Raw genomic sequence first — 23175 nt, 5'->3', positions numbered from 1 at the left:
TAGAGCCTTAGTGTTAGCTATACGCACGCTGGGGAAAAAGATGCTCTGGTTTGATAAGGATCTGAGATTGTATTACTCTTGCTGTTAATTTAAAGAAATAAACTTTTAAGTAAAAACGAGTCTTGTAGCTCAGTTGGTTAGAGCGCACCCCTGATAAGGGTGAGGTCGGCAGTTCGAATCTGCCCGGGACTACTTTTTAAGCTTAAGTAAAGGAAATTCTGGAAGCTGGGATTCACGATTGGGTTCTAGTTCTCCAGATTGAAAAATGGGGCCATAGCTCAGCTGGGAGAGCGCCTGCATTGCACGCAGGAGGTCAGCGGTTCGATCCGTTATTCTCCACAAAAGCCGTAACTTTAAGCTTTAGGCTGTAAGCTGAGAAAGCCTAAAGCATATTGCTTGAAGCCTAAAGCGAAATAAGTTCTTTGAAATATTGAGATAAGAAAATAATAAGAAAGTAGAAAGCGTCTTTATTGGATAAGCAGTAATGCAGGTAATAAAAATGCAAAAAAAACGGTCATAATTCAGCGGTTATGATTGGTCAATAAGGCAAGGAATAAGCGCACACGGTGGATGCCTTGGCAGTCAGAGGCGATGAAAGACGTGGTAGCCTGCGAAAAGCTTCGGGGAGGCGGCAAACAGACTTTGATCCGGAGATCTCTGAATGGGGAAACCCACTATCGTTTCGACAGACTATCATGTAGAACACCGAAACATAGGGCTGAAGAGGCGAACCGGGGGAACTGAAACATCTAAGTACCCCGAGGAAAAGAAATCAACCGAGATTCCCCCAGTAGCGGCGAGCGAACGGGGAGGAGCCCAGAACCAGTGCTGTTACGGCAGTGCTGGGGTTGTGGAGATTTTAGTGCAGAACGGAACCGTCTGGAAAGTCGGGCCATAGAGGGTGATAGCCCCGTATGGGTAATAAATGTAATAGATAGTGGTATCCTGAGTAGGGCGGGACACGTGAAATCCTGTCTGAATATGGGGGGACCATCCTCCAAGGCTAAATACTCCTGACTGACCGATAGTGAACCAGTACCGTGAGGGAAAGGCGAAAAGAACCCCGGGGAGGGGAGTGAAATAGAACCTGAAACCGTATGCGTACAAGCAGTGGGAGCCTCTTTGTGGGGTGACTGCGTACCTTTTGTATAATGGGTCAGCGACTTATATTCAGTGGCAAGGTTAACCGAATAGGGGAGCCGTAGCGAAAGCGAGTCTTAATAGGGCGATTTAGTCGCTGGGTATAGACCCGAAACCGGGTGATCTATCCATGGGCAGGTTGAAGGTTAGGTAACACTGACTGGAGGACCGAACCGACTACCGTTGAAAAGTTAGCGGATGACTTGTGGATCGGAGTGAAAGGCTAATCAAACTCGGAGATAGCTGGTTCTCCTCGAAAGCTATTTAGGTAGCGCCTCATGTATCACTCCGGGGGGTAGAGCACTGTTTCGGCTAGGGGGTCATCCCGACTTACCAAACCGATGCAAACTCCGAATACCGAAGTGTCAGCGTGGGAGACACACGGCGGGTGCTAACGTCCGTCGTGAAAAGGGAAACAACCCAGACCGCCAGCTAAGGTCCCAAATATGGTTAAGTGGGAAACGATGTGGGAAGGCATAGACAGCCAGGATGTTGGCTTAGAAGCAGCCATCCTTTAAAGAAAGCGTAATAGCTCACTGGTCGAGTCGGCCTGCGCGGAAGATGTAACGGGGCTCAAACCACACACCGAAGCTGCGGGTGTCACGTAAGTACGTGGTAGAGGAGCGTTCTGTAAGCCGTTGAAGGTGGGTTGAGAAGCTTGCTGGAGGTATCAGAAGTGCGAATGCTGACATGAGTAACGATAATGCGGGTGAAAAACCCGCACGCCGAAAGACCAAGGGTTCCTGCGCAACGTTAATCGACGCAGGGTTAGTCGGTCCCTAAGGCGAGGCTGAAAAGCGTAGTCGATGGGAAACAGGTTAATATTCCTGTACTTCTGGTTACTGCGATGGAGGGACGGAGAGCATGAAAGCTAGCCGCGAGCTGACGGTTGTTCCGGTTTAAGTACGTAGGTATAGGTGCCTGTAGGCTAAAATGCGCAGGAACCCTGAGGCGTGAAATGACGAGAGCACTACGGAGTCTTCAGAGACAAAGTAGATAGATGCGCCTAGCTTCCAAGAAAAGCTTCTAAGCTTCAGGTAACCAGGAACCGTACCCCAAACCGACACAGGTGGTCGGGTAGAGAATACCAAGGCGCTTGAGAGAACTCGGGTGAAGGAACTAGGCAAAATGGCACCGTAACTTCGGGAGAAAGGTGCGCGCCCGTAGCTGAAGTCTGGGAAGCCGAACAGCTCGAACGAAGGTACCAGCTGGCTGCCCGACTGTTTATTAAAAACACAGCACTCTGCAAACACGAAAGTGGACGTATAGGGTGTGACGCCTGCCCGGTGCCGGAAGGTTAATTGATGGGGTTAGCGCAAGGCGAAGCTCTTGATCGAAGCCCCGGTAAACGGCGGCCGTAACTATAACGGTCCTAAGGTAGCGAAATTCCTTGTCGGGTAAGTTCCGACCTGCACGAATGGCGTAACGACAGCGGCGCTGTCTCCACCCGAGACTCAGTGAAATTGAAATCGCTGTGAAGATGCAGTGTACCCGCGGCAAGACGGAAAGACCCCGTGAACCTTTACTATAGCTTGACACTGAACTTTGATCCTTGATGTGTAGGATAGGTGGGAGGCTTTGAAGCGTGGACGCCAGTTCGCGTGGAGCCATCCTTGAAATACCACCCTTCATAATGTTTATGCTTGAGGTTCTAACCGGTCCGTTATCCGGATTGAGGACAGTGTATGGTGGGTAGTTTGACTGGGGCGGTCTCCTCCCAAAGAGTAACGGAGGAGTACGAAGGTGCGCTCAGACCGGTCGGAAATCGGGCGCAGAGTGCAAAGGCATAAGCGCGCTTGACTGCGAGACAGACACGTCGAGCAGGTACGAAAGTAGGTCTTAGTGATCCGGTGGTTCTGTATGGAAGGGCCATCGCTCAACGGATAAAAGGTACTCCGGGGATAACAGGCTGATACCGCCCAAGAGTTCATATCGACGGCGGTGTTTGGCACCTCGATGTCGGCTCATCACATCCTGGGGCTGAAGCCGGTCCCAAGGGTATGGCTGTTCGCCATTTAAAGTGGTACGCGAGCTGGGTTTAGAACGTCGTGAGACAGTTCGGTCCCTATCTGCCGTGGGCGTTGGAGATTTGAGAGGGGCTGCTCCTAGTACGAGAGGACCGGAGTGGACGAACCTCTGGTGTTCCGGTTGTCACGCCAGTGGCATTGCCGGGTAGCTATGTTCGGAAGAGATAACCGCTGAAAGCATCTAAGCGGGAAACTTGCCTCAAGATGAGATTTCCTTATAGGGTCGTAGAAGATGACCACGTTGATAGGCTATAGATGTAAAGGCAGTAATGTCATAGTCGAGTAGTACTAATAATCCGTAAGCTTATGTACACCCTTTTCCCTCTCGTCCCAGACGAGAGGGAGGAAACTTTCTAAAACTAAAACTTACTTTTCTTTATCTCAGTATGTTAAAATATTTGCTCGACGCAGAGCAGTTGATGGTTAATAGTTGATAGTTGATGGAAAATCCCAGCAGCCGACAACCACAAACCAACAACTAACAACCTTAAGGTGGTTATTGCGGCGGGGCTCACCTCTTCCCATCCCGAACAGAGAAGTTAAGCCCGCCTGCGCAGATGGTACTGCATTATTGTGGGAGAGTATGTCGTCGCCTTTCTTTTTGAAAAACCCTATCCGTTCTTGGATAGGGTTTTTTGGTTTATAATTGTTTTATAAGAATATAGATTTTTTTAAAAGTTTAAACTGTTAAATTAAAGTCAATTGTTACTCTTCTTTATTTATACTTTAGAAATTTCAGATTTGAATGAGTATTTTTGTGTTTAAATTATTATTTAAACATGAGAAAAAGTATTTTACTGTTGGCATTGTTAATTATAACAAATCTAAGTGCTCAACAACGCCCTAAATTAGTAGTTGGTATTGTAGTGGATCAAATGAAAATGGAATATTTATATCGTTTTTCAGATGATTTTTCTCCAAACGGATTTAAAAGATTAATGAATGATGGATTTGTTTTCCAGAACATGCATTATAATTATATGCCAACTTACACCGCTCCTGGGCATGCTTCAATATATACTGGAACAACACCTGCTACGCATGGAATTGTTGGAAACGAATGGTTCAGCAGAACACTTGGCAAAGAGATGTACTGTACAGATGATGCAGGAGTTAAAACTATAGGTGATGGAACTGCTGAAGAAGGAGCAATGTCTCCTAAAAATCTTCAAAGTACAACTATTACAGATGAAGTTCGTATGGCTACCAACTTTTCTGGTAAAGTAATAGGAATGAGTCTAAAAGATCGTGGGGCTATTTTACCAGCCGGTCATTTTGCGAATTGGGCATTTTGGTATAGTAAAACAGGATCTTTTATTTCTAGTACGTTTTACGGGGATAAATTGCCAGAATGGGTATCTGAGTTCAACAACGAAAAAAACTATTTAAAATATCTTAATAAAGGCTGGGATTTATACAAACCTGCGTCAGTTTACAATGAAAGTCTTCCTGATAATAATCCTTATGAGGGTAAATTATATGGAAGCGCTGCACCTGTTTTTCCATACGATTTGAAATCTATGTATGAAAAGAACGATGCGGGTGTTATTAGAGCTACTCCTTTTGGGAATGATCTTTTAGCTGAATTTGCAAAACGTGCAATTGAAAAAGAGGAATTAGGGAAAGATAATATTACTGACTTTTTAACAGTTAGTTTCTCTTCTACAGATTATGTAGGTCATTTACTTGGGCCAAGGTCTATGGAACTTCAAGATACTTATTTAAGATTAGATCAGACTATTGCTGACTTTTTAGCTTATTTGGATAAAATGGTTGGCAAAGGAAATTATTTGCTTTTCTTAACAGCTGATCATGCAGGAGCAGAAAATGTTATTTATCTTAAAGATCGTAAATATAATGTAGATAATTATCCTTCAAAAGATGTAAAGAAAAGTCTTCAGGATTTTTCAACGAAAACTTTTGGAGTTGATTTGATTTTGAATTATTCTAATTTCAATATTTTCTTAAACAAACAAATTATTAAAGAAAAAGGATTGGAACTTGCAAAAGTAAAACAAGCATTTAAAGAATTTTTGATTACTCAGCCACAGGTTAAAAAAGTTTATACAGAAGAAGAAATTCTGGCAAATGGAGGGAATGATTATTCGCTTAATTTTGTAGCAAAAGGTTATGATGTAACTCAAAACGGTGACTTAGTTATTGTAGATAAGCCGGGAGATATAGAATATGCCACTACAGGAACTTCCCACGGTACAATTTACAGCTACGATACTCACGTTCCGGCTATTTTTTATGGCTGGCATATTAAGAAAGGAGAATCTTATGATAAAAAAGCTATTACTGAAATTGCGCCAACAATAGCTCAAAAGATTAAAGTTACTTTTCCAAATGGAACTGAAGCCAAAGTAATGACTGAAGTTTTAAATGATAAAAAATAAATTAGAATATAAAATACCTGTCCCTGAAAAGACAGGTATTTTTATGCAATAAAAAAAGGCTTTTCAATTAAGAAAAGCCTTTTATAAAAGTGATTTAGTAAGCACTTATAAGTATTAGCACTATGCGTTTGCTAATACTATTTCTTCGTTAAAAGGAAGATTCCAAGCCTCGGCAACACCTTTGTAAAGGATTTTTCCATTAGCAACGTTTAATCCTTTTTTCAATTCTTCGTTTTCAGCACAAGCTTTTTCCCATCCTTTATTAGCTAATTGTACTGCATATGGTAAAGTAGCATTCGTTAAAGCTAAAGTTGATGTATAAGGAACAGCTCCTGGCATATTAGCTACACAGTAGTGAACAATATCATCAATAATAAAAGTTGGGTTTTCGTGAGTTGTTGGAGTACAAGTTTCGATACATCCACCCTGATCAACAGCAACGTCAACAACAACAGTTCCCGGACGCATTAATTTTAGCATGTCACGAGTAATTAAGTGAGGTGCTTTTGCTCCTGGAATTAAAACTGCTCCAACAATTAAATCCGCTTCTTTAATAGCTCTTGTGATGTTATAATGATTAGACATTTCTGTATTTACGTTCGCTGGCATAATATCGTCTAACTGACGTAAACGTGGCAAACTTAAATCCATGATAGTTACCTGAGCACCTAATCCAGCAGCCATTTTTGCAGCTTGAGTTCCTACGATTCCACCACCTAAAACTAAAACTTTAGCAGGAGGAACACCTGGAACACCACCTAAAAGAATTCCTCTTCCTTTTAATGGTTTCTCTAAGTATTTTGCACCTTGTTGAATTGCCATACGACCAGCAACTTCAGACATTGGAACTAATAATGGCAAACTATGGTCTGTTTTTTCAACAGTTTCATAAGCTAAACAAACAGCTCCTTTTTCAAGCATAGCGTGTGTTAATTCTTCTGAAGATGCAAAGTGAAAATAAGTAAATAATAATTGATCTTTTTTGATTAAAGGGTATTCAGAAGCTATAGGCTCTTTTACTTTAATGATCATTTCTGCAATTGCATAAACGTCTTCTATAGTTGGTAAAACTACTGCGCCAGCCTGAGCATATTCTTCATCTGCAAAACCGCTTCCTAAACCAGCAGTAGCTTGAACATAAACTGTATGTCCGTGTTTTTTCATTTCTGAAACACCAGAAGGGGTTAAAGCAACTCTGTTCTCATTATTTTTAATTTCTTTTGGAACACCTATTATCATGTTGTTATATTTTTTATTTTTTATTGAAATTGTTTTACAAATCTACAGATAGAGAATAAATTATGGTTTAATCTGTTATAAATAAGAAAATATTATTTTATTTTTTAATTTTACAGAAAAAATTTCTTTATTAGACGAAAAACTATTCTCTAAAAAGAAAAAAAGACTGAATTTGTGATATTTTAATCAAACGTTTTCGTTATGGCTTTAGATGAAATTGACAAAAAAATCTTACGTCTTCTTCAGGAAGATGCACATTACACTTTAAAAGATATTGCAAACAAAATAAATTTGTCTCTAACACCTGTTCATGATCGGGTTAAACGTCTTGAAAAAGAAGGTGTTATAGAGAAATATGTGACACTTTTAGATAAGAAAAAATTAGGTAATAATTTAACGGTTTACTGTCAGGTTACACTAACAAAACAGACTTATGATACTTCCGAAGGATTTAATCAGTCGATTTTGAATTTACCAGAAGTCGTGGAATGTAATTATGTTTCAGGAAACTTTGATTATATGCTGAAAATTATAATTCCGGATATGGAAAGTTACCATCATTTCCATCAAAAGAAATTATCTGTACTGCCCGAAGTTTCACTCATTAATACTGTTTTTGTAATTTCTGAAGTAAAAAGCACAACAGTACTTCCTATTTAAAACAGAAAAAACCACCAAGAAAACTTGATGGTTTAAAAAAAGTTAGTTTGATTGTGAATTAATAATAAGTATAACGTCTTACTTTGGCAATATATTTTGCAAGACGAATTACCTGATGACTATAGCCATATTCATTATCGTACCATATATAAAGAACAATGTTTTTTCCGTCTTTAGAAACGATAGTGGCGTTGCTGTCATAAATAGACGGAGCTGAAGTTCCAACGATATCAGATGACACCAATTCGTTATTTAATGAATATTTAATTTGCTCTACCAGTTCTCCCTCAAGAGCATATTTTTTCATGATTTTATTAACGCCGACAATCGAAGTCGCTTTTTTAACTTCTAAATTTAAAACAACCAAAGATCCATTAGGTACAGGAACTCGTATGGCATTTGAAGTTAATTTTCCTTCTAAAGAAGGTAAAGCTTTTGCAACGGCACTTCCGGCTCCGGTTTCAGTAATAACCATATTTAAAGCAGCGGCTCTTCCTCGACGGTATTTTCTGTGCATATTGTCAACCAGATTCTGATCGTTTGTATAAGAATGAATGGTTTCTAAATGGCCTTTTGTAACACCTAAAGTATCCTCAACAGCTTTTAATACTGGAGTAATGGCATTAGTTGTACATGAAGCTGCTGAAAAAATGTTAACTTCATCAGGATTGTATTCGTTGTGATTTACGCCATAAACAATATTAGGAACTCCTTTCCCTGGAGCAGTTAATAAAACTTTGTCAATTCCATTAGATTTTAAATGTCTTTTTAAAGCTTCTTCAGTAGTATAAGCACCTGTATTGTCGATCAATAAAGCGTCGTTAATTTCGTATTGAGTATAATCGATTTCTTCTGGAGAATTTGCTGTAATAATATGAACTGTAGTTCCGTTAATGATTAGAGCATTATTTTTTGGATCAGCAATTACAGATCCTTGAAAATCTCCGTGAATAGAATCATAACGCAATAATGAAGCTCGTTTTTCTAAAGTTGATGCATCATTTTTATCACGAGTTACAATAGCTCTAAGTCGTAACTGATTTCCTTTTCCGGTTTTAGACATTAATTCTCTCGCTAATAAACGCCCGATTCTTCCAAAACCATAAAGAACAACATCTTTAGGAAGAATTTCTTTTGATGTTTTTGCCTTTTTTAATTTTTCGATAACAAAATATCTTGCATCAGGGTATTTTTCGTCTTCTAAACGATATTCATAAGTTAATTTACCAAGATCAATTTTTGCAGGCGGAAGATCCAAAGACAGAACAACTTTGGCTATTTCTACAGAGTCAAAAATCGTAATAGGTTTGCCCACAAACTCACCTGCATATTGGTGAAGATTAATAATATCACTAACATTTTTATCCAACAGCTGGTTTTTAAATAAAACCATTTCAATGGATTTGTCATACCATAAATCACTAATTACTTTAATTAATTCGACACCAGCTCTTCTTCGGTCGACTTGTAATGATACCTCTTTTTGGTATAAAGAATTTTTATTCATAATTGATTAAATTGAAATAATAAAACGCTCACTTATTTTATAATTTGGCGCAAAAGTATCTATTTCAATCGATTTCGTAAACTATTTTAGCATTTATTTTTGAAAATGAAAAAGCCACCTTAATTTTTTAAGATGGCTTTTTTTAAGTTTTCAGTCACAGTCACAGTTGACAGTTTACAAACAGACTGAAAATTGAGACTGTCAACTGAGACTGAATACTGCGACTTAAATTATAATTCTAAATATTTCTCCGTTTTTGTTAATCATTTCGATACGAACACTCTGTCCTTCATCTTTTTTGCTTAACAGTTTGGAAACAGTTTCAACATTCGTTGCTTTTATATTATCAATACTTAAAATAATATTTCCTTGAAGTTCATTTTGATACTGCATCAAATTTTCATTTGTGATGTTTTTGATTTTTACACCATAATCAATTTTGAATCTCTTTTTATCAACAGCATCAATATTTTCTAACTCAATTCCTTTAAATTCAGTGCTGAAAAACTCATTTTTGCTTAAAGTTACAGGAACAGTTTTTGTTTTTCCATCTTTAATATAAGTTACTTTAACAACATCATTTGGACGTTTTGTATTAATGTAACCTGAAAGGTCAGCAAAAGTCGAAATGTTTTGTTCATCTAGTTTTACAATAATATCACCTTTAGTAAGACCCGCTTTTTCGGCACCCGAATTTTTAGAAACTTTATTGATGTAGAAACCTTGCGTTTCAGTAATCCCTAATTCTTTTGAAGCAGTACTGTTTAATTCGCCGCCTTCAACACCCAGAATTCCTCTTTGAACATTTCCGTACTCCATTATATCTTCAATAATTTTTCGGGCAATATTTGAGGGAACTGCAAAAGAATATCCAACATAAGAACCTGTCATAGAAGAAATCATAGTGTTAATTCCAATCAATTCTCCTCTGGTATTTACTAAAGCTCCACCAGAGTTTCCAGGGTTCACAGCAGCATCAGTTTGAATAAATGACTGGATTCCGCTTTGATCTAAATTTCTGGCTTTCGCCGAAACAATTCCGGCTGTAACTGTTGAAGTTAAATTGTATGGATTTCCAACGGCTAAAACCCATTCACCTACTTTAACAGAATCTGAATTGGCGAAAGCAGTATAAGGCAGTTTTTCATCAGCATTAATTTTCAATAATGCAATGTCCATTTTAGAATCTGTACCAACTAATTTCGCTTTATATGATTTTTTATTGTTGAGGGTTATTTCAATTTCGGTTGCGTCTTTAATAACATGATTGTTTGTCACGATATAACCATCTTCAGAAATAATAACACCAGATCCGGTTCCTACTTGTTCTTGCTGCTGCTGTCCGCCATATCCATAGAAAAATTCCATCATAGGATTGCTTACGGTTCTTCTCGAAACATTTTTAACGTGAACAACAGTGTGAATTGTTTTATCTGCAGCTTCAGTAAAATCAACTGCTTCTGCTGGTAATCCAACAGTTTTGCCATATGAATTAGGAGCAAGAGTTACAACAGAATTTCCTTTTCCAAAGAAAGAATCACTGCCGTCAAATAATAACTTGTAAGCACCAAGGGTAGTAGCACCGCTTAGTAGTGAAACTAAAAATAAGGTTGAAAATTTTTTCATATTAGTGTTTTATGTTTTAAGTTATTTAGGTATTTTTTATAATGATATCTAACGTAAAATTATGCCAAAAAATTATTTAGAAAAATGGTTTAACTCTCTTTAACACTGATTAACATTTCATTAATTAATCTTCGTATTTTTGTGTTTCAGACAGGCAAAATACTAAAATAAATTTTATAAGGATTAAGCTATTTTTGAAGACATTATAAGATATTTTCTTACTATTTAAGCGTGTTATAACGATGACTATATAAATCAAAAAATAAATGATAACATTAAAAGGCGATACTATATATTTACGTGCACTGGAACCAGAAGATTTAGAATTTGTGTACGGAATGGAAAATGATCAGAGTATTTGGGAAGTCAGTAATACGAATACTCCATATAGCCGTTTTTTGATTAGGCAGTATCTTGAAAATGCACAACAGGATATTTATGAAGCCAAACAATTGCGTCTGGCAATATGTCAGGATGTAGATTTTCCGGCAATTGGATTGATCGATTTATTTGAATTTGATCCCAGAAACAACAGAGCCGGAATTGGTATTGTTATTCAGAAAAATGAAAACAGAGGACAAAATATTGGTTCTGAGGCATTAGAGCTTTTAATAAAGTACTCTTTTTTTAATTTGAATCTACACCAACTTTATGCAAATATTAGTACAAATAATGAAGCAAGTATAGCACTTTTTACTAAATTTGGTTTCGAGAAAATAGGAATCAAAAAAGACTGGATTTTGCTGAATAACCACTATCATGACGAAGCAATTTTTCAGTTAATCAATAAAAACATTTAAACTAATAGCTTTGAAATTAAAAAAAATCATCTCACTAACCGCTGTAGCCGTAATTTCTGTTTTACTGATCTACGGTTTTATTTTAATAAGCCGAATTTTTAGTTCCAATACAAAATTTGAAGAACAAGAAGTATACGTTCATGTTCCAACAGGATCTGACTACAGTGATGTAAAAAAAATATTAGCACCTTATATTAAAAACTTCGACAACTTTGAACTTGTGGCAAGTAAAAGAAGTTATCCGGAAAATGTAAAATCAGGTCGTTTTCTTCTTAAAAAAGGCATGAATAATATTGATTTAGTTCGTGCAATGCGATCAAATGTTCCGGTAAAATTGGCTTTTAATAATCAGGAACGTTTGGAGAATTTTGCCGGAAGAGTAGGTTCTCAAATCGAAGCTGACAGTACATCTTTATTGAAAGCTTTTAAAGATTCAACATTTTTAGCTCAAAACGGATTTAATGAAGAAAATGTTTTTGCGATGTTTATTCCAAATACGTATGAAGTTTATTGGAATACATCTGCAGAAAAATTCCGCGATAAAATGATCAAAGAATATCATAATTTCTGGACTCCGCAAAGAATTGAACAAGCAAAAAAACAAGGTTTAACTCCGGTTCAGGTTTCTATTTTAGCTTCAATTGTTCACAAAGAATCTGTGAAAAAAGATGAAAGACCACGTATTGCAGGAGTTTATTTAAACCGTCTTCGTTTAGAAATGCCATTGCAGGCAGATCCAACTGTGATTTACGCTTTAAAATTAAGAGACAATAATTTTGATCAGGTTATAAAAAGAGTTTTTTATAATGACTTGATTATGAAATCGCCATACAATACTTATGTAAACATAGGTCTTCCTCCAGGACCAATTGCAATGGCTGATATTACAGCTCTTGAAGCAGTTTTAAACCCGGAAAAGAATGATTATATCTATTTCTGTGCCAGTGTTGACCGTTTTGGTTATCATGAGTTTGCTTCAAATTATGCAGAACATACAAAAAATGCAAAAAGATATTCAGACTGGATTGCTAGTCAGGGCGTAACAAGATAGTTTTGAATTTAAAAGAATACCTTTTTTTTTCGGTTTTATTTATATCAAGCTTTCAATCTTTTTCTCAAAATAAGATTGAAAGCTTTTTAACTCCGTCAGATACTTTAAACAAAAAAAGACAAAATGCAGTAATTGTAACCGAAACCGCTTTGGCTTCTGCTACTTTATTGGGGTTAAATCAATTATGGTATGCTGATTATCCACGATCTAAATTTCATTTTATAAATGATAATAATGAATGGCTTCAAATGGATAAAGTAGGTCACATGTATTCTTCGTATCATTTAGGAAGATTTGGTGCCGAAATGCTAAACTGGAGCGGTGCAGATCAAAAAACGCAATTGATTTATGGGGCAGGTTTAGGTTTTGCTTTTTTAACTGCAGTAGAAGTTTTAGATGGATATTCATCAGAATGGGGAGCGTCTTCTGGAGATGTAATTGCAAATGCTACCGGAACTGCACTATATGTTTCGCAGGAATTATTGTGGAAAGAACAACGTATTATTCCAAAATTTTCTTTCCATACTACAAAATACGCTGATATTCGCCCAGATGCTTTAGGGAAATCGCTCAATGAGAAAATTTTAAAAGACTATAACGGACAAACTTATTGGCTTTCTGTAAATCTTCACTCTTTTGCAAAAGAAACCAAGATTCCGAAATGGTTTAATGTTGCTTTTGGATATGGAGCCGAAGGTATGTTGTCTGGAAATGTTCACGATCAAAATTTAAATTTTGCAGAAAATCCAGAAATATATCGTAAGTTTTTTCTTTCTTTTGATGTAAATTTAGCTAAAATTGACACAAAATCGCATTTTTTGAAAACAGTTTTTTCTGTTTTTAACACAATAAAAATTCCGGCGCCAACTCTCGAATACTCCGCCAATAAAGGCTTTAAGGCACATGCTCTATATTTTTGATTTTGCTTAAATTGTTGATTATCAGATTTTTTTGTTTTTCGTTACCTTTGCATCCGTAGAAATTTCAAAAAGGTGACAGCGATTTGAAGAAAAACAATTTATGATAAAGAAGTGGTATTTTTATGCGAGTTTAATCGTAATTATTACATTTTTAAGTTTGGGTTTTAAACCCTTTAGTGTCGAAACCAAACCGTGGTTTCTAACAGAAAAAACAGATGGATCAGAATACATTTATCCATCTTTAGAAGAGGATGACTATCCTAAAGTAAATCTAAACGCCCCATACACAGGAAATCATCTTATCGGTTTTAAAGAAGCAGTTGCTTTTAAAGAATCTCAGGGGAAATACCGAATGGTAAATTCACTGGGTTACATGGGAAAATATCAATTTGGTTCAAAAGCCTTAAGAGCTATCGGAGTCAGAAATGACAAAGACTTTCTAAAAGATCCTGCTTTACAGGAAAAAGCTTTTGTTGCATTATTATCCAAAAACAAATGGATTTTGCGCAATGAAATCAGAAAGTACGAAGGAAAAGTGATTAATGGTGTTGAAATTACTGAATCTGGTATTTTAGCAGCTGCCCATCTTGGAGGTGCAGGATCTGTAAAAAACTTTTTTAAGAACGGAGGAAACAGGCATTTTAGAGATGCTTTCGGAACTTCATTAAAAAGTTATATGCGTGATTTTGCAGGCTATGACCTTTCGTTTATTGAAGCAGACAACAATGCGACAATAAATGATTAACAATTAAAAAAAATCCCGATCTAAGAATCGGGATTTTTTTTGAACTCTATTTAGTCAATTAATATTTCGAGAATCTGAATTGCAGTTTCGCTAATTTTAGTGCCGGGACCAAAAATTGCTGCCGCTCCGGCATCAAATAAAAATTGATAGTCTTGTGCGGGAATTACACCGCCAACAATTACCATAATATCATCACGACCATGTTTTTTAAGTTCTTCAATAACCTGCGGAACTAAAGTTTTATGACCAGCCGCAAGAGACGAAACCCCTAAAATATGAACATCATTTTCTACAGCTTGTTTTGCAGCTTCAGCCGGAGTTTGAAACAATGGACCAATATCGACATCAAAACCAACATCGGCATAACCTGTAGCTACCACTTTTGCGCCGCGGTCATGACCATCTTGCCCCATTTTGGCAATCATAATTCTTGGACGTCTTCCTTCTTGTTTTGCAAAAGCATCTGCTAATTGTTTTGCTTTTTCAAAATTCTCATCGTTTTTTATTGCTGCACTATACACACCGCTAAAGGATTTAATTTGTGCTTTAAACCTCCCAAAAACAGTTTCCAGAGCGTCACTTATTTCGCCTAATGTAGCTCTGTTTCTGGCAGCTTCAACGGCAATTTCTAACAAATTACCTTCTGCGGTTTTGGCACAATGAATTAATTTTTCCAGTGATTGATTTACTTTTTCAATATCTCTTTTTGCTTTAATATCTTCAAGACGTTCTATTTGCTGTTTACGAACCATTTGGTTGTCAACATCCAAAATATGAAGCGGATCTTCTTTTTCTAATCTAAATTTATTGACGCCGACAATAATATCCTGTCCGCTGTCGATTCTGGCTTGTTTTCTCGCCGCCGCTTCTTCAATTCGAAGTTTCGGAATTCCGGCTTCGATGGCTTTAGTCATTCCGCCAAGCTCTTCAACCTCTTCAATTAATTTCCAGGTGTTTTCTAAAATTTCATTGGTCAAAGATTCAACATAATAACTGCCGCCCCAAGGATCAACAGTTTTGGTGATTTTAGTTTCTTCTTGTAAAAATATCTGAGTGTTTCGGGCAATTCTTGCTGAAAAATCAGTTGGCAAGGCAATGGCTTCGTCAAGTGCGTTGGTATGCAGAGACTGTGTTCCTCCAAATGCCGCAGCCGCCGCTTCAATACAAGTTCTGGCTACATTATTAAACGGATCTTGTTCTGTTAAACTCCATCCACTGGTTTGGCAATGTGTTCTTAATGCTAATGATTTATCACTTTTTGGATTAAACTGCTGAATCAGTTTTGCCCAAATCATTCGTCCGGCACGCATTTTAGCAATTTCCATAAAATGATTCATTCCGATGGCCCAAAAGAAAGAAAGGCGGGGAGCAAAATCATCAATTGTCATTCCGGTTGATAATCCCGTGCGGATATATTCTAAACCATCTGCTAAAGTATAAGCCAGTTCAATATCGGCTGTTGCTCCGGCTTCCTGCATATGATATCCCGAAATAGAGATCGAATTGAATTTTGGCATTTTTTTGCTCGTAAATTCAAAAATATCCGCAATAATTTTCATCGAAGGAGCAGGTGGATAAATGTAAGTATTACGCACCATGAATTCCTTTAAAATATCATTCTGAATCGTACCCGAAAGTTTATTCAATTCAACCCCTTGTTCTTCGGCGGCCACAATATAAAAAGCCATAATGGGTAAAACGGCGCCGTTCATAGTCATTGAAACTGACATTTCGTCAAGCGGAATCTGATCGAATAATACTTTCATATCTTCAACAGAATCAATGGCAACTCCAGCTTTTCCAACATCGCCCACAACTCTTTCATGATCTGAATCGTAACCGCGGTGCGTTGGTAAATCAAAAGCAATGGAAAGTCCTTTTTGACCTGCCGCAAGATTTCTTCTGTAAAAAGCATTACTTTCTTCGGCAGTCGAAAATCCGGCATATTGACGAATTGTCCACGGACGACGAACATACATTGTAGCATATGGGCCACGCAAATTAGGCGTAAAGCCAGCTCCAAAATCCAAAAACTCTAAATCTTCAATATCCTTTTCAGAATATTGTTTTTTGAGTTTGATTCCTTCGGCGGTTGCAAAATTATCTGTCGAATTGTCTAACTTTTGACTTTCGACTTTCGACTTTTGACTTTGAAGATTAATATGTTTAAGGTCTTTTCTCATTTTATGTTGAATGACTAACGAAGGTTTTTAAGCGAATTAATCATACTATGCATTATTAAATAGTATGGTAAATAATAAAACAATATTCCTAGCACCATGGCTGTAATTCCAATAAAAATCTTTTTATAGTTTTTATATGTAACTCCGATTGTCAAAAAAATTAGACAAGTAACGATCATAATTAATGATAATATCCAAAAAGCAATAAAATAAAATCCCATTTTATTCTTGTTCCAGCCTTTCCTGTTCCAACTTTTCGGCTAATCTTTTTTCAATAATTGGCGTAATTAATGTTTTTCGTGGTTTGATTTTTACAAAAGGAAACAATTCTAAATCATGTTTCATTCTGTCTTCTTTGTTCGGATATTTATTAGTGCCTAACAAGATTTCTTTTTTAGAATCGAATAATTCCTGCTCTTTATTGGCACTTTCCTGAATTTTCTTTTTAATAGTTCCATCATTCAAAAGTTTTAAGAAACCGCCATTTGCTTCAATATCTTTGAATAAAATCAAACTTTTTTCTGCCAACTGCATGGTTAAACTTTCAATGTAATAACTTCCGTCTGCCGGATTATCAACTTTATCAAAATAACTTTCGTGTTTTAAAACTAAAAGCTGATTGCGCGCAATTCGGTCGCCAAATTCATTGTCTTTATGATACAAAGAGTCATAAGGCAAATTGGCAACAGCATCGGCACCGCCTAAAATAGCCGACATGCATTCGGTTGTAGTGCGAAGCATATTGACATTATAATCGTAAATAGTTTTATTGCGTTTTGTTGGTGTAACCAGAAAATGACAATCTATATCAGGGTTGTATTCGGCAGCAATTAATTTGAAAAGCATTCGCAGTGCACGAAGTTTGGCAATTTCAAAAAAGTAATTTGTTCCAACAGATATTTGAAAAACCATAGGTTTTGAAAAATCAGCAAAACGATTCAAATATTCATTAGCATGTGCTAAACTATAAGCTATCTGCTGGGTAATATTAGCTCCGGCATTTTGGTATAATCCAGAATCTATGCTTAAAATTGAAAGATTAACTTCTTTTGAAATTTTATCGATTGTTTCAAAATTGTTTTTATCTGATGTTGTAAACCAGTTTCCTTCTCTTGCTAAATAACCAATTGGATCTAAATTGATATAAAACGTTGCTTTTTTCTGTGCAGAAATACTGTCTAATTTTTTAACGAAATCGATTGAGAGAAAACTCAAATGAAAATAAACAATTCTGCCTTCTAAAGGAAGATTTTCTAGTAAATTTTGAACGTTTATATTTTCGTTTTGAATAGTAAAACGTAAACTTTCAGCACCTCTTTCAATAGTATTTATTGCTCTTTTTACCGATTTATCGATATCGTGAACAAATATATTTTGGCAGATTTTAAATTCTGAAGCCTGAGTTTGTACAGAAGCAGATTTGGTAAATTCGTCGCTGTGATAAAAAGGTTTTACCTGAATATCTTCCGGAGAATTCCAAATAACGGTTTGGTTATAATCGGCTCCATCTAATTCAAACTGAATTTTTTGTTTCCATTGTTTGGATGAAATCGGATTAAAATCTTCGAATAAGTTAGTCGCCATTGAGTGTTTTTGTTTTTATTCTTTGTCTTGAATGGTATCTCCTTCAAAATGAATGATATAAATGTCTTCGCTGTCTTTTTTCATAAAGTACTTTTCGCGAGCATATTTTTCTATTTGTTCAGGATTTTTGAGTTGTTTGATCTGTTCCTGATCTTTTTTTATTTCGTCCTGATAATATTTTTTATTGTCTTTTAACTCGTTAATCTGCTCATCTAAAAAACGATGATCAAAATAGGAATAATTATCTAAAAAGAGCATCCATATTACAAAAAAGGATAATACCCAGACATATTTATTGCCCAGAAGCTTAAACCATTTTTTGTCTTTATACGGATTTTTAAATTTCATATAACTGAATGTTTCTTTTGAATATGATAAAACTCTTTAATCCCGCTTTTGTCTTTATTTTTCTTGGTTTAAATGGATAAAGACAAAAGCGCGAATAACTCCTGTTTTTTATGGTTTAAATTTACGATAAAAATTATGAAATTCTCTGATTAATTACAGCACGAACTACGTCGATTGCTACTGTATTGTATTTGTCATTCGGGATAATAATATCGGCAAAAGCTTTTGATGGCTCGATAAATTGCTCATGCATAGGTTTTAAGGTAGTTTGATAACGATTTAAAACCTCGTCGATATCACGCCCGCGTTCAGAAATATCTCTTTTTAAACGACGAATTAATCTTTCGTCAGAATCTGCATGAACAAAGATTTTAATGTCAAACATATCACGTAATTCCGGATTTGTTAAAATTAAAATTCCTTCAACAATCATTACTTTTCTTGGATGTGTCGAAACAGTATCGTCTGTTCTGTTATGCTGAATAAAAGAATAAACCGGCTGATCGATTGTTTCTCCGGCTTTTAATGCCTTAAGATGTTTTACTAACAATTCAAAATCGATAGCACGCGGGTGATCAAAATTAATTAATGCTCTTTCGTCAAACGATAAATTATCGGTTTGTTTATAGTAAGAATCCTGAGAAATTACACCCACTTCAGTGTCTGGTAATTCGTTCATGATTTGGTGTACTACCGTTGTTTTTCCACTTCCTGTTCCTCCTGCAAGTCCAATAATGAGCATATTTTTTTTGTTTGATTATTTGTTTGGCAAAAATAATAATTTAACTGAATTGCTAAACATCTAAAGTAATTTAACCATATAAGTAATATAAGTAAATTTAAGCTAGAAGATCTTTAAACAGAATAATACTTAACTGAACTTATATTACTTATATGGTTAAAAAGATATTGAAAAACATAAAAAAAATCCCGAAAGTAAACCTTCGGGATTTGGTGCAATCAGTATAGTTTTAAAAAAATATTCTGAATTTAGTAAGCACTTGTAATTATTTATTCTTTTTTGCTTTTATCATCATTTCAAGCTGATCCCAAAGTTCTTCCGGAATTGCTTCTAATAAATTAAATTGTCCGGCACCTTTCAGCCATTCTCCTCCGTCAATTGTAATAACATCTCCATTTATGTAAGATGAAAAATCAGATACTAAATATGCAGCAAGATTTGCCAGTTCCTGATGATCACCAACACGTTTCAAAGGCACTTTTTTTGCCATATCAAACTTTTCAGAAAGATCTCCCGGCAATAATCTGTCCCATGCACCTTTTGTTGGGAATGGTCCCGGAGCAATTGCATTAGATCGAATTCCGTATTTTGCCCATTCAACAGCAAGACTTCTTGTCATTGCCAAAACTCCCGCTTTTGCTGTAGCACTAGGAACAACATAAGCAGATCCTGTCCAGGCATAAGTAGTTACAATATTTAAAATCGTTGCCGATGTTTGTTTTGTATCGATCCAGTGTTTTCCAAAAGCCAGAGTACAGTTTTTAGAACCTTTAAGTACGATATCTATAACAGTGTCAAATGCGTTTGCAGATAAACGTTCAGTTGGAGAAATAAAATTTCCGGCAGCATTGTTTAAAAGAACATCTACTTTTCCGAAAACTTTTAAAGTTTCCTGAAGCATATTTTCTACTTCTTCATAATGACGAACATCACATTGAAGAGGTAAACATTTTCCTCCAGTTGCACTTTCCAGCTCAGCTGCTGTGGTTTTTAGCTTTTCTAAATCTCTTGAAGTAATCGCTACCTGAGCTCCTAATTCTAAGAAATATTTTGTCATAGCTTTTCCCAAACCGCTTCCGCCGCCTGTAACTACAATGACTTTGCCTTTTAAAGCATCATCACGTAACATTTTATCTGTATAGCTCATATTTTTCTTTTTTTACAATATTAATTAAAAAAATAGGATGCGTGCATAATATTGTTATAAATTTTTGGTAAAATTTATATTTCGCACAATTTTTTTGCAGCAGACTCTAAAGTGAAATCATCTTTAGCAAAGCAAAAACGTATCAGTTTTTGATCTTTATGATCTGAATAAAAAGTAGAAATAGGGATGGCTGCAACACCATGATTAATAATGAGGTTTTTGCAAAAAGTTACATCGTCTTCATCTGAAATATTGGCATAAGAAGCTACCTGAAAATAAGTTCCTTCGCAGGGCTTTAATTCGAAACGACTGTTTTTTAGTAGTTTTTGAAAATAATCTCTTTTTTCCTGATAGAATTTCCCCAAAAGATTTACATCAACAACATCTAAATATTCGTTGATAGCAAATTGTGAAATGCTGTTTACGCTGAAAACCAAAAACTGGTGCACTTTTTTGATTTCTTTCATTAAATGTTCAGGAGCAATAGTGTAGCCAATTTTCCAGCCCGTAATATGAAATGATTTCCCGAAAGAAGAAACCATAACACAGCGGTCTAAAAGAAAGCTTTTGGTATGTGCCGAAATATGTTTTTCTTCAAAAGTAATATATTCATACACTTCATCAGATAAAACTATAATATCAGGATATTTTGAAAGTATTTTTTCTAATTGAAGAAAATCAGCTTCGTTTAAAATTTTTCCAGTTGGATTATGGGGATTATTGATAATCATCATTCTGCTTTTTGCAGAACAAGCCTTTTCGATGGTTTCCCAATTTGACGTATAATCATCATTTAAAGCCACTCGAACTGGTTTTGCTTTACAAAGTAAAACAGGAGATTCGTAAGAATCATAACTCGGATCAAGAATAATTACTTCGTCATTTTCTCTTACTAAAGCTAGAATAGTTGTAAAAATTCCCTGTGTGGCGCCTGCGGTAACCAAAAGTTCTAAATCAGGATTAATCGTTCTGTTGTATGAATCCTGAGTCAGCTTTACAATTTTATTCATCAACGGCGGATAACCTGCCATCGGTGTATATTGGTGTACATTTTCCTTTGCTAATCTTGCCACAATATCCGTTAATCTTTCATCAACAGGAAAATTCGGAAATCCCTGAGAAAGATTTATCGCATTGTATTCCGCTACCATTTTAGACATTACCGTAAAAATGCTTGTGGTTACGTTTGGAAGTTTACTCATGACTAAGTTTGATTTAAGGGAAAACTTGTGAGTGAAATGTAAAAGAATCTAATTCGATTTAATGGTTATGGGTAGTGAATATAAAACCCTTATCTTTTTACCATTTTGCTCGCCAGGAGTCCATTTTGGACATTTTTTTAGAACTCGAATAGCTTCATTTCCAGTTCCATAACCAGCATCTCTAAGAATTTTTATGTCGGTTAATGCACCATCTTTTTCAACTATAAATGTTGCGTAAACTTTCTTTCCATTTAAGTCAACATTTGCAATTTCAGCATCTTGAGGGTACTTAAAATTGTTATCAACAAATTTGTAAAATTTCTCCATACCTCCTGGGAAGTCTGGTTTAACCTCTATGCCTGCAGTATTGTAAACAGCATTGTCACCACCTTCATCTACGACTGTTGATATAGGAATATTAGGTTCATCTACTGTTAAATCTGCATCAGAATAATTACTAGTATTGACTTTTACAATTGGTATTTCAGAATTTTTTGTTTCTGAAACTTTTGTTTTAGAATTCTTTTTAGTGTTTTGTGAAAATGAATTTTGTGCAAAACAGATTAAAAGTAGTAAAAGGAACTTTTTCATTATGATGGTTTTAAGGTAAGTTTACATTTTATGAATAATAAAAATCGTAGGACGTTTATCAATGTCGATTTTTAATTTTTTCCAATCCGAAACTTTCATTGTTTTAATAAATTCTGTCGGCAGCGTAATATCTGTAGCAATACACAAATGTGTCGACGGATTTAAAATCTGCAAAAGATCTTCAATCAATTTATTGTTTCTATATGGGGTTTCAATAAATAACTGTGATTGGTTTTTGTCCTGAGATAATCGTTCAAAATGACGTATTGCTGATTTTTTTTCATCTTTATCAATTGGCAAATAACCATTAAAGGTAAAACTTTGGCCATTCATTCCGGAAGCCATCATTGCCAATAGAATTGAAGAAGGCCCAACCAACGGCACAACCTGAATTCCTTTTTCATGCGCCAATTTTACAATAACAGCGCCAGGATCAGCAATTCCGGGACAGCCCGCTTCACTCATTAATCCCATATTTTTTCCTTCTAATAAAGGTTTTATGAAATCTAAATGTTCGCTTGGTTCTGTTCGTTTATTAAGAGTAAAAAGCACTAATTCCGATTGTTTTTTCTCTGGATAAACTGCTTTTATTGATTTTCGGGCCGTTTTATCATTTTCAACAATATAGTGGTCGATAATTTCAATGGTTCTTCTTACGGTTTGTGGTAAAACATCCATCGGATCGCTTTCGCCCATTGTGGTTGGAATAAGATATAATTTTCCGAGAAGTTTCATGTTCGTAGGTTTAAAAATTAAAAAATTCAATCATTTCTTTTTAGAAACAATTGAATTAGGAGTGTTTTTTCAGAAGCTGGTCAGCAATTATGTCCGTTACTTCGTCAAGCATTTGGTATACGTTGTCAAAACCGTTGGCAGTCCCGTAATACGGATCCGGAACATCGACATTTTCATCCGGGAATAATTCGTTAAGAATCAAACGGATTTTATTTTTATGCTCAGGAGTTTTGGCTAAATGAACTACATCGCGAAAATTCGAATTGTCCATTACATAGATATAATCAAATTCATCAAAATCAGAAGGTTGAATTTGTCTGCCTTTTTGTGCGCTGATATTGATTCCGTTTTTGCGGGCAACCTCTATAGAGCGTTTGTCAGGACAATGTCCAATATGCCATGATCCTGTTCCTGCAGAATCTATAATAAATTTGTCTGCGGGTAATTTTGATGCTAAAATGCCTTCTGCTAAAGGGGATCTGCAAATATTTCCCAAACAAACCATTAAAACTTTTACTGGCATGATTCG

The 23175-nt window shown here is 35.9% G+C and carries 17 protein-coding genes, 2 tRNA genes, 2 rRNA genes and 1 pseudogene; 10 read left to right on the top strand and 12 right to left on the bottom strand.

Features of this window, described 5'->3' with window-relative positions:
* Nucleotides 1-118: 118 nt before the first annotated feature.
* The 5 genes from ABDW27_RS07205 to pafA all read left to right on the top strand — a co-directional run bounded on the left by ABDW27_RS07205 (nt 119) and on the right by pafA (nt 5566).
* Nucleotides 119-192 (top strand) — tRNA-Ile (locus ABDW27_RS07205).
* 83 nt (nt 193-275) lie between these two features.
* A tRNA-Ala gene (locus ABDW27_RS07200) sits at nt 276-339 on the top strand.
* A gap of 204 nt (nt 340-543) precedes the next feature.
* A 23S ribosomal RNA gene (locus ABDW27_RS07195) occupies nt 544-3480 on the top strand.
* A gap of 175 nt (nt 3481-3655) precedes the next feature.
* A 5S ribosomal RNA gene (gene rrf / locus ABDW27_RS07190) occupies nt 3656-3765 on the top strand.
* A 181-nt stretch (nt 3766-3946) separates the two neighbouring features.
* Nucleotides 3947-5566 (top strand): alkaline phosphatase PafA, encoded by a 1620-nt coding sequence (gene pafA / locus ABDW27_RS07185; RefSeq protein ID WP_343695260.1) that lies wholly within the window; start codon nt 3947-3949, stop codon nt 5564-5566.
* 120 nt (nt 5567-5686) lie between these two features.
* On the opposite strand, the gene ald is transcribed toward pafA, so the two are convergent.
* Nucleotides 5687-6805 carry an alanine dehydrogenase gene (ald, locus tag ABDW27_RS07180; RefSeq protein WP_343695259.1) on the bottom strand — a complete coding sequence of 373 codons (1119 nt, stop codon included), beginning with the start codon at nt 6803-6805 and terminating at the stop codon, nt 5687-5689.
* A 201-nt stretch (nt 6806-7006) separates the two neighbouring features.
* On the opposite strand from ald, the gene ABDW27_RS07175 reads away from it, so the two are divergent.
* On the top strand, nt 7007-7465 hold the full coding sequence (locus tag ABDW27_RS07175) for an Lrp/AsnC family transcriptional regulator (RefSeq protein WP_343695258.1): 459 nt from the start codon (nt 7007-7009) through the stop codon (nt 7463-7465).
* A gap of 58 nt (nt 7466-7523) precedes the next feature.
* Here ABDW27_RS07175 and ABDW27_RS07170 read toward each other — a convergent pair whose 3' ends face one another.
* Both ABDW27_RS07170 and ABDW27_RS07165 read right to left on the bottom strand, forming a co-directional pair.
* Nucleotides 7524-8972 carry a glyceraldehyde-3-phosphate dehydrogenase gene (locus ABDW27_RS07170; protein WP_343695257.1) on the bottom strand — a complete coding sequence of 483 codons (1449 nt, stop codon included), beginning with the start codon at nt 8970-8972 and terminating at the stop codon, nt 7524-7526.
* Between the two features lie 225 nt (nt 8973-9197).
* Nucleotides 9198-10598 carry a trypsin-like peptidase domain-containing protein gene (locus tag ABDW27_RS07165; protein WP_343695256.1) on the bottom strand — a complete coding sequence of 467 codons (1401 nt, stop codon included), beginning with the start codon at nt 10596-10598 and terminating at the stop codon, nt 9198-9200.
* A 266-nt stretch (nt 10599-10864) separates the two neighbouring features.
* On the opposite strand from ABDW27_RS07165, the gene ABDW27_RS07160 reads away from it, so the two are divergent.
* The 4 genes from ABDW27_RS07160 to ABDW27_RS07145 all read left to right on the top strand — a co-directional run bounded on the left by ABDW27_RS07160 (nt 10865) and on the right by ABDW27_RS07145 (nt 14114).
* Complete coding sequence (locus ABDW27_RS07160; protein WP_343695255.1) at nt 10865-11398, top strand: GNAT family protein; 534 nt, start codon at nt 10865-10867, stop codon at nt 11396-11398.
* A gap of 10 nt (nt 11399-11408) precedes the next feature.
* Nucleotides 11409-12449, top strand: coding sequence for an endolytic transglycosylase MltG (mltG, locus tag ABDW27_RS07155; protein ID WP_343695254.1), 1041 nt, complete (start codon nt 11409-11411; stop codon nt 12447-12449).
* A gap of 2 nt (nt 12450-12451) precedes the next feature.
* Nucleotides 12452-13369 (top strand): DUF2279 domain-containing protein, encoded by a 918-nt coding sequence (locus tag ABDW27_RS07150; RefSeq protein ID WP_343695253.1) that lies wholly within the window; start codon nt 12452-12454, stop codon nt 13367-13369.
* Between the two features lie 100 nt (nt 13370-13469).
* Nucleotides 13470-14114 carry a peptidoglycan-binding protein LysM gene (locus tag ABDW27_RS07145; RefSeq protein WP_343695252.1) on the top strand — a complete coding sequence of 215 codons (645 nt, stop codon included), beginning with the start codon at nt 13470-13472 and terminating at the stop codon, nt 14112-14114.
* A 50-nt stretch (nt 14115-14164) separates the two neighbouring features.
* Here the strand turns inward: ABDW27_RS07145 and scpA are convergent, their stop codons facing one another.
* From scpA to ABDW27_RS07100, 9 genes and pseudogenes are all read right to left on the bottom strand, one after another.
* Entirely contained in the window at nt 14165-16297 is a 2133-nt protein-coding gene (scpA, locus tag ABDW27_RS07140) for a methylmalonyl-CoA mutase (protein ID WP_343695251.1), read from the bottom strand.
* Nucleotides 16298-16519: 222 nt separating this feature from the next.
* Nucleotides 16520-17881: a methylmalonyl-CoA mutase subunit beta gene (locus tag ABDW27_RS07135; protein WP_343695250.1), complete on the bottom strand. Its 1362-nt coding sequence runs from the start codon at nt 17879-17881 to the stop codon at nt 16520-16522.
* A gap of 15 nt (nt 17882-17896) precedes the next feature.
* Nucleotides 17897-18229: a septum formation initiator family protein gene (locus ABDW27_RS07130; RefSeq protein ID WP_343695249.1), complete on the bottom strand. Its 333-nt coding sequence runs from the start codon at nt 18227-18229 to the stop codon at nt 17897-17899.
* A 133-nt stretch (nt 18230-18362) separates the two neighbouring features.
* Entirely contained in the window at nt 18363-18971 is a 609-nt protein-coding gene (gene udk / locus ABDW27_RS07125) for a uridine kinase (RefSeq protein WP_008467967.1), read from the bottom strand.
* 265 nt (nt 18972-19236) lie between these two features.
* Complete coding sequence (locus tag ABDW27_RS07120; RefSeq protein ID WP_343695248.1) at nt 19237-20118, bottom strand: SDR family oxidoreductase; 882 nt, start codon at nt 20116-20118, stop codon at nt 19237-19239.
* Nucleotides 20119-20192: 74 nt separating this feature from the next.
* Complete coding sequence (locus ABDW27_RS07115) at nt 20193-21320, bottom strand: methionine aminotransferase (RefSeq protein WP_343695247.1); 1128 nt, start codon at nt 21318-21320, stop codon at nt 20193-20195.
* A gap of 48 nt (nt 21321-21368) precedes the next feature.
* Nucleotides 21369-21767: pseudogene (locus tag ABDW27_RS07110) on the bottom strand (energy transducer TonB); the annotation flags it as partial.
* 165 nt (nt 21768-21932) lie between these two features.
* Entirely contained in the window at nt 21933-22646 is a 714-nt protein-coding gene (locus ABDW27_RS07105) for an SAM-dependent methyltransferase (RefSeq protein ID WP_343695246.1), read from the bottom strand.
* A 55-nt stretch (nt 22647-22701) separates the two neighbouring features.
* Entirely contained in the window at nt 22702-23169 is a 468-nt protein-coding gene (locus ABDW27_RS07100) for a low molecular weight protein-tyrosine-phosphatase (RefSeq protein WP_343695245.1), read from the bottom strand.
* Between the last annotated feature and the right edge of the window lie 6 nt (nt 23170-23175).

The organism is Flavobacterium sp., assembly GCF_039595935.1.
Classification (GTDB): Bacteria; Bacteroidota; Bacteroidia; order Flavobacteriales; family Flavobacteriaceae; genus Flavobacterium.
The sequence above is the reverse complement of the archived record's forward strand: the minus strand, read 5'-3'. Positions and strand labels throughout refer to the sequence as shown.